This window comes from Psychrobacillus antarcticus, assembly GCF_029533155.1.
GTDB classification, from domain to species: Bacteria; Bacillota; Bacilli; order Bacillales_A; family Planococcaceae; genus Psychrobacillus; species Psychrobacillus antarcticus.
The window spans coordinates 1-10,874 of record NZ_JAIZDB010000005.1 but is presented as its reverse complement, the minus strand read 5'-3'; the positions used below and the strand labels follow the sequence as shown (position 1 = coordinate 10,874).

Genomic DNA, 10,874 nt, shown 5'->3' with positions numbered 1-10,874 from the left:
CATTATTGTAATTGTGCTCTTTATTATTACGATTTCTTCTAGTTTATTCTCTTTAAACTGGAAGAAAAAATTAAATTACTAAACCTTTAAACACCTACAAAATTCAATAATTTTGTAGGTGTACTTTCAATTTAGTTCAATAATCGTGGATAAATCTTTGAAGGAAATATTGGAAGCAATGTAGAATTAAAGGATATATGTAATCGAGAAAAGAGGGAGTTATTATTTGGTGGAGTGGCGATATTGTTGAACAGCTAATGATTGTTTTAGGATGGATTGTAACGGGTATAATTGCTTCGCGTCTATATAAAACTCAATTGGAAAAGCCTGCGATATGGAAAATAATCGTAGTTCTTCTCATAGGTCTTTTTACATTTTCCATTAATTTGGACTTTTTTGGCCAAGTAGTGCAGATTTCGATCCTTCCTCTTGGTGTTTGGATTTTGTACTGGCTTTTAAGAAAGAATAAATTAACCTGGGAAAAGTACCGACTATTTGCTTGGTTAGGCTTTGGGGCTAATTTTATATTAATGATATTCCTATTGGTAGGAATACTGGTAAACTATCTACTTTATCCTCGAGATGACCCAAGTACATATATTTCTAATGTGGAGGATGCCTATATTATTAAAACGCATCCAACGGCAAACGAAATCTCTCTTATTAAGGCAAACTTAATATCCTCCATACACAGTGCTAAGCAACAAGATTACTACAGTGATAGTTGGTACAACGAGACATTTATGGATCCAAATAAAACAACTGAACGCTTTCCTTATATGCTAGCGAATACTTTTCCGAAATGGGGAAGTGGGCTTAGTACAACTATTTATATAGAGAACAACGGAAAAGGAATATTAATAACTTCACAGGAAAAGCAGCTCTATTATCAAACCGAGCAATCCCTGTTCGAGGAGAGAAAATAAGTGAAAAAGTCTATATTGATTGCGTCTATGCTAATCGGGGTTATATTATTTTCCACAAGTTACTGGTATTACAATTCAGGTCCAGCATCATTTCCAACAGATGAACAGGTAGTTGAAGAGATGACTAATCATTTTTCGTATGTTTCGAACAGTGTAATCCAAGATACAATTTTTTTAGATGACCGTCATGTGTTTGTTCCTTTTACTGCAGAGGGTGAAATTTATGGGCTAAGTTTATGGGAACGGAACAATCGTAAATGGAATGCGGTTCTTGTTTCGACAAGTGGTGATATAAAAGTTTGGAAGATAAAAAGTGAGGACCCAACAACTTACCATGCTCTTTGGAACTACCCACCCCAGGATCAAGTCGACTATATGAAGTTCTACTTAATCAATAAAAGAGGGTTTCATATTACTGGTGTAAAAGAACATTACGAACCAGGTTTGCAACTAGAGCAAACTATTACTCTGTCAGAAAATTTATTTGGAAGTATGAAACTATCGAAAGAGTGGCTAGCAGTCATTAATTCATTAACTGACTCTCTAAAAGTCCCATTGTATAATTTTCATTGGAACACATATGATAGCTCAGATAAACCAATATTTCCTGAAAGACATGAAAACAGAAGTTCTTCCATAGACGGAGAAACAAATATCGAGTTTGCCGTTTTTATAGAGGAATTCGAACTAGAGTAGACCTGCAGTAAATCATATTATATTAAGGTGTGCAAGCGCTTGCATAATTGTTGTGGGAAGATTAAAATAACTCTATTAAGTTATATTTAGGACGGTGGAAAAATGGGGCAACAAATGGATCCTTGGTGGAAAAAAAGTGTCGTGTATCAAATATATCCAAGAAGCTTTATGGATTCGAATGGGGATGGTATTGGAGATATCCAAGGGATTATTTCCAAGTTAGACTACATTCAAAAATTAGGTATTGATGTTATTTGGTTGAGTCCAGTCTACGATTCTCCGAATGATGACAACGGCTACGATATTCGAAATTACCGAACAATTATGCAGGAATTTGGAACAATGGAAGATATGGAACAGCTAATAGAGGAATCCAAAAAGCATGGCATACGAATTGTGATGGATTTAGTTGTTAATCACAGTTCAGATGAGCATGAGTGGTTTGTGGAATCTAAGTCTTCTAGGGATTCTATATACCGTGATTACTATATTTGGAGAGATGGAAAGGAAGGGCATCCCCCTAATAATTGGGGCTCCGTTTTCTCAGGATCAGCTTGGGAAAAAGACGAGCACATGGATTCTTATTACTTACATTTGTTCTCCAAAAAGCAGCCAGACTTGAATTGGGAGCATCAGCCTCTGAGGGAGGAAGTTTACCAACTAATGACGTATTGGCTGGAAAAAGGGATTGGCGGCTTCCGCATGGATGTCATCAACTTTATATCAAAGGATACGCAGTTACCAGATGGTATCGTGCATCCGAATAATATATACGGGGATGGAAGTCCATATTTTATTAATGGACCAAAAATTCACCCTTACCTGCAAGAGATGAATGAAAAAGTATTAAGTAAATATGATGTGGTCACAGTAGGTGAAATGCCTGGAGCGACAACCGATGATGCCCGTACGTATACAAATCCTGATAATAAAGAAGTCAATATGGTTTTCACATTCGAGCATATGGATTTAGATAGTGGACCAAATGGAAAATGGAATGTACAGCCGTTAAAGCTAATCGATTTAAAGAGAAATTTCGAAAAGTGGCAGCATGCCCTTCATAAAGTGGGCTGGAATAGCTTATATTGGAACAACCACGATCAACCAAGGGTAGTATCCCGTTTTGGTAATGATAGTGAATACCGAGTACTGTCTGCAAAAATGTTAGCCATCTGCCTTCATATGCTACAAGGTACCCCGTATATTTACCAAGGGGAAGAGCTTGGAATGACGAATGTCGAATTCCAAAAGCTTGAGGATTATCGAGATATTGAGACGTTGAATATGTACAAGGAAAAAATTGAACAGGGAATTTCACATGAGGATATTATGACCGGCATCTATGCAAAAGGTCGAGATAATGCCAGAACACCTATGCAATGGACCGTCGAGGGTGGCTTTACGACAGGTACTCCATGGATTCGAATGAACCCTAATACTGACGAGATAAATGTAGAACAAGCCATAAATGACTCCACTTCTATTTTTTATACGTATCAAAGGCTAATACAGCTCAGAAAGCAGCATGACATTATTACACACGGCAGCTTCCAACTTTTACTTGCTGATCATCCGAACTTATTTGTTTATAAACGGGTATCGGCTGATGAGGAGTGGTTAGTAGTTGCAAATTTCTCCGATCAAACGGAACAGCTAGAATGGAAAGACTGTGATGTGGCATCGAAATCACAAGAACTTATCATATCGAACTATGGTACAGTACAAACAAACGAAATAGTAGAAATTCGTCCATATGAAGCCTTTGTGGTCGCTTTTAAAAAGGGGATAGAGAATTGAAGAAAGTACTAGGTGTTGACATTGGGGGAACGAAAATACGGTTGGGTGTCGTAAACGAACAGGGTGAAGTTCTAGTAGATAAGACGATACCTACTGTATTGCCATTATATCCATATTTAGAAGAGCAGGTTCTTGCGATGAAGAACGAGGTTCCAGAAATAGCAGGAATTGGCATTGGAACAAGAGGCATGGTAGATGCAGCAACAGGTGTCATCACATTTGAAACAGAAATGCCCGGGTGGCAAGGAACGCCTGTAAAAGCATTACTTCAAGCGGCAACTGGCCTTCCAGTAGAAATAAACAACGATGCCAATTGTGCTGCGCTAGCAGAGGCTAGACTTGGTGCGGCAGCAGGGTTAAAACATGTCGTTTGCCTAACAGTTGGTACAAAGCTTGGTGGGGGCATAGTGCTTGATGGAAAAATAATGAATGGAACAAATGGTGGCGGTGGTGAGGTCGGTCATTTAATATTATATCCAAATGGGATAGTATGCGGGTGTGGCAGACCTGGCTGTAGTGAAGAGTACGTATCTGGAACGGCTATCAATAGACTTATCCACGAGGGGAATGTCATTAATGCAGAAACCAATGAATTGGCGAAGCCTCGTGATGTATTCCGTTTAGCTGCAAATGGCCAAGCTGGAGCAGTAGCGGTTCGTGAACGTTTCCTTTCTGACTTTGCAATTGTCATCTCCAGTCTTCAAGCAGTACTAGATATGGAATGTGTCGTAATAGGGGGCGGTGTAGCCGATTCTGCAGATTTCTGGTGGGAAGAGCTTCTTGCTAAAGTAGAACCATTGAAACTTAAACCAGTCCAGGTTAGACGTGCAACTTTTGGCAATGAAGCAGGAATGCTAGGAGCAGCGATGCTTGTAATGGATTCAATCAAATAAGTCAAAAGTGTGCATAATTTATGCACACTTTTTTTAATAGAATGTAACTCCAGCGCTTTCTCGTCATATCCTATTACACAACGAATATAGATGAATTGGTGGTTAGCATGATGAAGTCGCTTGTATTTATTGGAACTTATAAATTTGGTACAAGTAAAGAGGCGTTAACGATTGCCAAGGAAATGGGATACGAAGTTATCTTATTCACTAATAAGCATAGCCAACTTGATTTCTTAGAGGTAAATCAAGTTATTTTTATCGATGACTTATTAAACGAGCAACAAGTCATGAATGAAATCTTCTTGCTACAGAAAATTGGAAAACAAATATGTGCTTGTGTTAGTTTCATTGATCCGTATGTTTCTTATGCAGCTTGTCTTTCGAAAACATTAGGATTAGAACCAGTCTCCTTGCGACCATTAAGCATAATGGAAAATAAAATAAGGTTAAGAGAAACATTAAAGCATCTCCCGATAACTCCTGCATATTGGATAATCCACCCAGAGGATTCCCTGCAAAATTTAAAGTGTAAATCCCATCTTCCTTTAATCATAAAAGCACCTGTTTCAAACGGCTCAAAGGATGTATTAATGGTCAAAACGCCTGTCAAGCTGACGAATACTATCCACAAATTGAGGGATAAATATCCTAATAGTAGCTTACTAATAGAAGAGTTTTTAGAAGGATCACAGTATCTCATTGAGTTGGTCATCCAAAATGATGAACTAAAACTTATGGAGGTAATGGAGCAGGACATCGACTACAATGGAAAATTTATTGTCAGTGCTTATAAGTACCCGGCAATTTTAGAAGAAACTTTATATAAAGCCCTTACTTCTCATATTTTAACCATCGTCGGAGAACTAGGATTTTCAAGCGGCTCATGTCATATGGAGATGAAGCTAGTGCAAAATGAATGGAAGCTAATTGAAATAAATCCTAGAATGTCCGGAGGTGTCATGAACCAAATTATAGAAGAAGGTACAGGCATTAATCTATTGAAAGGAATATTAAATACTTATTTAGGAAAAGAACCTGAATTCACAAAAACAAGGAACAAATACGTAAACGCTAGATATTTAACCGTTCAATCGAGAGGGAAACTACTAAAAGTCAAAGGGAAGGAACGAGCGTTAGAGCATGATGGAGTAAAATATGTTTATATAAAGCCAGTCGCAGGGGCGGTTCTAAAGAAACCATATTCCATGGGAGACCGATATGCTTGCATCATTGCAGTTTCTGAATCAGAAGATCAAGCGGAAGAAATTGCTTTACGTGCTGCTAAGGAAATTAAGTTTTATATCGAACCCTTTTAATAAAAAGTAGATAGTTTTACCCGCTCTTATTGGAAAATTTTTAATATGATAAGGATACCAAGGTAGGGAGGGAGTGAGTAACTACTTGAACAGTGAAAGAAAAAGTAATCATTGTATGTGTGATGCACTTTTCGAACTAAAATTACTCCAGGATTTACTGAAAAATTCACAAACAAAGTTTTTTGGAAGCCTACTTGAAAAGTTAGTAGGCACCGATACGATTCCCTTCCTCTTGGTTACACAAAAGGGAGACCTCTTGAGTTTGCATAATGCTATGGAGGGCATTGAAACAAAGTTTTTTCGGATTGAGTCTGTGGACTTAGAAAATTGTAGTGCAACTCTTTCATTACTACGTCCTTTAGATATGGAAGGCGATCTAACTAACGCCCCATGTGACGTAGTGAGATTAGAAAAAACGTCCATCTGCAAAGTCATAGATGTCACTAGTATCTGTGCTATACAACTGTTAGAAATCGAAATGCTCAAGAGAAAAATTATTATAGAGCCAAAATGGTAGTGACGAAACTGATCCCTAGGAAAAAATCTTAGGGATTTTTAGTTGATAATTTATATAAACTGAACGTTTGTCCATGTACAGAGCTATGTTGTTGAATTTAATACATATATAGCTATGTAAAAAATTATAAAACGAAAGTTCTATAAAGACAGGAGAAATTGAATGACAACAATAGGAATGCTACATCATCGCAGGAATCCCACAACCGTTATTAAGTCTTATGCTTATGCGGTCGTTGCAAGGGCGGAGGGGGTTAAATTTTTTTATTTTTCACCAGGCACAGTTAATTTTGTGAATCGTACAATACGAGGTCAAGTGTATGAAAATGGAAGCTGGCATGAGAGAGTTATGCCTTTTCCAGACGTAATTTATAATGCCGGAAGTCCTGAAAAACTAGCGGAATCTAGAGAAATTATTAACAAATTAAAAAGTGAAATTCCATTTACAACCAACTCGATAGGGAACAAATGGAATATAAATGAACGACTTAAACAGGCAAAGGAATTTTCTAGCTACTTAATTCCCACTGAAATTGTCAAGAATGTGGAGAGTTTTCATAAATTCATCTCTTCCTTTCATAAGGTAGTCTTTAAACCAATTGATGGAAGAAAGGGAAAGGGAATTTATTTCATCAGTAAAGTGGGGGAAAGTTATGTAGTAAGAAAGGACGTAGAAGATCAAACATATACAAAAGAAAGGTTAAATAACTTACTCGACGGAAGGTTGTCAGCTGGAACCTTTATAGTCCAACCATATATAAATTCCACTACAAAATCTGGTCAAGTATTTGACTTCAGGCTACATGTTCAAAAGAACGGAGAGGGTAAATGGGTAGTCACCACTATTTATCCAAGAGTTGCACCTAGTGGATCAATTATTGCAAATATAAATAATGGAGGATTTACGAATTACTTAGACCCATTTTTACAACAAGAATTTAAGGAAGAAGCTTTTAATATTAGACGCTTGTTGGAGCACTTTTCTTTGTCTTTAGCTAATCATCTAGATCAAATTCAAATGGAAAAGTACGGGGAAGTAATTGACGAAATAGGAATAGACATTGGATTAGATGAAAACCTAAAAACTTGGATCTACGAGGTGAACTGGCGTCCAGGATGCCCACCAGCTTTCTATTTAGAATTAGACGTAGTGATCAATTCGATAAAATACGCTAAGTATGTAGCCGAAAATCAAGTGAAAATAAAAAAAGAAATAGTCGCTGCACAAAAGAAAAATAAAAAGGTCAAAAAGGAATTACCGATTATTGCTATAACAGGGAGTGCTGGGAAAACAACATCTAAAGCATTTCTTGCATCTATATTGGCTAAAAAATGGACCATTTTTGAGTCAAAAGATTATTGGAATACAACGGAGCATACAAAAAAACATGCAGAGGAAATTAATGAAACACATGAAGCAGTTGTACTCGAATACGGGATGGCCTATCCAGGTGTTATTACGGAGCATTGTAGTATTATCCAACCAACGATTAGTGTTGTAACGAATATTGGACTTGCACATGTTGGAAACTTTGACGGGGACATTAAAAAAGTAGCACATGCAAAGTCTGAGCTAATTCACGGAATGGATCAAACAGGTATTTTAATAATCAATAAAGATGATGAAAATTCGAAGCATTTGGAGACAACTCAATTTAAAGGGAAGATTATGACCGTTGGGATTAAATTACCTGCCAATTATAGAGCATACGGGGTTAAATATGTGGACAATGGCATGAGCTTTAAGATAAAGCTACAGAGTCAAGAAATTGAGATGTTTATACCTATTTTAGGGGAGCATCATGTTTACAATGCGTTGAATGCAATTGCGGTCGCCGATTACTTAGGGTTTACACCAATGGAAATTAAAGCGGGTCTAATTTTTAGAAAACCACCAAGAAGATTAACAGTATATGATTGCAAAGATAATATAACCGTAATTGATGACACGGTTCACTCACATCCCCAAGGCGTAAAGGCTGCCATTGATGTACTAATAAATATAGGGAAGAATCGTAACATAGCTATTATCGGTCAAATGCGAGAATTGGGAGATTTAAGGGAGCAGGAATATCGTAAAGTTGGCGATTATATATACGAGCAGGGAGTTGATGTGTTAATCACATACGGATATCGTACAGAAGAAATTGGAGCTCAAGCTAACTCAAGGGGTTTTCCTACACAAAATACGTATCATTTTACCGATAAGGATAAAATGCATGAGCTCTTAAAAGAGATAGTGGAGAAGAATGATACTATTCTAGTAAAAGGCGCAAGTAAAACAAATATGTTTGATACTGTTTCCTTTCTGGATAAATTCTATAAAGAGTAACAGAAATAAGATTTGGCTTTAAAGGACCGAGCGTTGTTTTGCTTGGTTTTTATTAAAGAAAGTAAATAAAATTGTATGTGAACACTGGGTTCATGGAACTTTAAAGAATGAATAATACTACTGATTTCCGTTTCAGGTGGACGCGTTCCGCGGGGTGAGCGATGAGCCATCACCGTCGCTTGCGCGTCGATGTGATGTCTCATCTGTCTCCCTCATCCCGCTGGAGTCGCCACCTTTCACTCCAATCAATTAAGTGAGTAGTACTCGATAAGAAGATTAGCAGAGCTTATCGCTAAGACGATAAGAGTAGACAAAGTTAATATAGGGATAAAATAGACTATTGAATAAATGAGGAAGAAATGAGATCTTCTTTTATATAGTGGTAAAAAGAGAATTAGTAAGTGTTTACTAAATAAAGAAGCGAAATAGCGAACGAAATTGCATCTTCAGGCCCGCACGATGCGGGTCAGGCAGTCGTTGCGAAATGTTTTTTTATTTTGCGACGAGCTTTGCGCAGGAGCACCAAGATGTCGCGTACTTAGACTGTCATCATCTATCCTCCATTATTAGGATAGTATCTTTTCTCTAGTTACCCAAGAAATGAACTAACCCGTTTCTAAAAGTTGTAGAAGGGCGACGGACAGTTAATAGCCATAAGATTACCGAGAAAAAAAGATGCTGGTTGTGACTTCAGTCACGACCAGCATCTTTAAAAAATCAAGTGGTAATTATATAGCAATAAATCTGTACAAAGCCCTTCGAAAACAGTAGAAACAGGTTTAGATCCTAGAGGACCGGGCGTTTTTTTTTCCGGTTTTTCTTAAAAGATAAGAAAGTATATAAAAATACAGCATGAACACTGGTTTTACAGAACTTTTAAGAATGCATAATACTACTGATTTCCGTTACATGTGGACGCTTTCCGCGGGCGAGGCCGAGCCTCCTCAGTCATGCGCTATGCTTCTTCCTGTAGTGACCCCCAAAAGTTAGACACGATTATTTTGTTAAGCAGTTTGCTCAAAAGCAGTACGGTATTCTACCGGAGTCATTTTGAATTTAGACTTCAATCTTTTATGATTATAATACTCTAGATAATTTTGGAGTTCTTGTTTAAAATGATCGATACTCTCAAATTCTGTTAAGTAGAGAAACTCAGATTTCAAAATCCCAAAGAAATTCTCCATGACTGAATTATCGTAACAGTTTCCTTTGCGTGACATACTTTGAATAACCCCACGTTTTTTAAGGACATCTCGATACTGCTTCATTTGGTAATGCCAGCCTTGATCAGAGTGTATTAAAAGGGAATGATTCTCGGGTAAATATTCTAAAGCTTTATCTAACATACCTGAAACGAGTGAATAGGTTGGTCTAGAGCCAATTGTATACGTAATAATTTCTCCATTAAATAAATCTAATACTGGTGATAAATAGAGTTTTTCACTGAATAATTTAAACTCTGTAATATCGGTTACCCATTTCTCGTTTGGTTGTTCAGCTGTAAACTGGCGATCTAGAATATTTGGTGCAATTTTACCCACTTTCCCTTTATAAGATTTGTATTTCTTCATGCGGACAAGGCATTTTAATCCTAATTCTGTCATGATTCGTTGCACTTTTTTATGATTTACTATTTGCTTACGTTTCGTTAATTCATCGGCAATACGGCGGTATCCATAACGGCCTTTGTGTTCCTCGTAAATCTCTTGGATTTCAACCTTTAAGTCGGCGTCTGGATCAGGTTGATTCATTCGTTTGACCAAGTCATAATACGTGCTGCGTGGAATACCAGCGAGTTTTACCAATGCCTTTACAGGAAATTTAAGCCTTAGTTCATAGACTACTTGTGCTTTGTGTTGTTTGGTGATTTGTCCTTTTTTTGAACTAAGGCATTCAACTTTTTTAAATAAGCATTTTCCATACGTAAGCGTTCTAGTTCCGCTTCTAATACTTTCATTTTTCCATCTGTAAAATTTATATTTTTGGGCATAGTAGATGATCCTTCTTTCCAAGATACAAAGGCATCACTACCTGCTTTTTCAAATTTTTCCTCCCAGCGTTGAACCGTGTAAGGGGAGGTTAAATTAAAATGAACAGCGGTTTGAATGTATGAGGCATTTGTTTCTGTACGATATTTTAGTACATCTAGTTTAAACGCTGTCTCATAGAAAGTAAAACTGCTTTTTGGATTTAATGCCTCTTTACCATGTGTTTGATACAGACCTACCCACAAGATCACTGATTTTTTGTCTACATTCGTTTGAGCGGCAACTTCTCGATAAGAATAGCGACCCGATAAATAGAGTAGAACGGCTTGATACTTTTCTTCCGCGCTAAATTGTTTTCTCATTTTATAACACCCCATTCATGTGTCTAGAAAATGGGGGTCAGTGCATGC

The 10,874-nt window shown here is 37.2% G+C and carries 8 protein-coding genes; 7 read left to right on the top strand and 1 reads right to left on the bottom strand.

Annotation, left to right across the window (positions count from 1 at the left end; translation table 11 throughout):
* Positions 1 to 257 precede the first annotated feature (257 nt).
* The 7 genes from LDK52_RS03430 to LDK52_RS03400 all read left to right on the top strand — a co-directional run bounded on the left by LDK52_RS03430 (position 258) and on the right by LDK52_RS03400 (position 8,476).
* Positions 258 to 926: a hypothetical protein gene (locus LDK52_RS03430; RefSeq protein WP_277584555.1), complete on the top strand. Its 669-nt coding sequence runs from the start codon at positions 258 to 260 to the stop codon at positions 924 to 926.
* Entirely contained in the window at positions 927 to 1,622 is a 696-nt protein-coding gene (locus LDK52_RS03425) for a hypothetical protein (RefSeq protein WP_277584554.1), read from the top strand.
* A 102-nt stretch (positions 1,623 to 1,724) separates the two neighbouring features.
* Positions 1,725 to 3,419: a glycoside hydrolase family 13 protein gene (locus LDK52_RS03420; RefSeq protein ID WP_277584553.1), complete on the top strand. Its 1,695-nt coding sequence runs from the start codon at positions 1,725 to 1,727 to the stop codon at positions 3,417 to 3,419.
* Positions 3,416 to 4,312, top strand: coding sequence for an ROK family protein (locus LDK52_RS03415; protein WP_277584552.1), 897 nt, complete (start codon positions 3,416 to 3,418; stop codon positions 4,310 to 4,312). Before LDK52_RS03420 ends, LDK52_RS03415 begins: the two co-directional genes overlap by 4 nt.
* A 110-nt stretch (positions 4,313 to 4,422) precedes the next feature.
* Entirely contained in the window at positions 4,423 to 5,628 is a 1,206-nt protein-coding gene (locus LDK52_RS03410) for an ATP-grasp domain-containing protein (protein ID WP_277584551.1), read from the top strand.
* A gap of 85 nt (positions 5,629 to 5,713) precedes the next feature.
* Positions 5,714 to 6,145: a CotY/CotZ family spore coat protein gene (locus tag LDK52_RS03405; RefSeq protein WP_277584550.1), complete on the top strand. Its 432-nt coding sequence runs from the start codon at positions 5,714 to 5,716 to the stop codon at positions 6,143 to 6,145.
* A gap of 162 nt (positions 6,146 to 6,307) precedes the next feature.
* The gene (locus LDK52_RS03400) at positions 6,308 to 8,476 is read left to right on the top strand and encodes a YheC/YheD family protein (protein ID WP_277584549.1); all 2,169 of its coding nucleotides are present in this window, start codon (positions 6,308 to 6,310) and stop codon (positions 8,474 to 8,476) included.
* A gap of 1,004 nt (positions 8,477 to 9,480) precedes the next feature.
* Here the strand turns inward: LDK52_RS03400 and LDK52_RS03395 are convergent.
* A protein-coding gene (locus tag LDK52_RS03395; protein ID WP_277584548.1) for an IS3 family transposase occupies positions 9,481 to 10,826 on the bottom strand; the annotation gives its coding sequence in 2 pieces (ribosomal slippage) (positions 9,481 to 10,382 and positions 10,382 to 10,826; 1,347 coding nt in all).
* Positions 10,827 to 10,874: the final 48 nt, after the last annotated feature.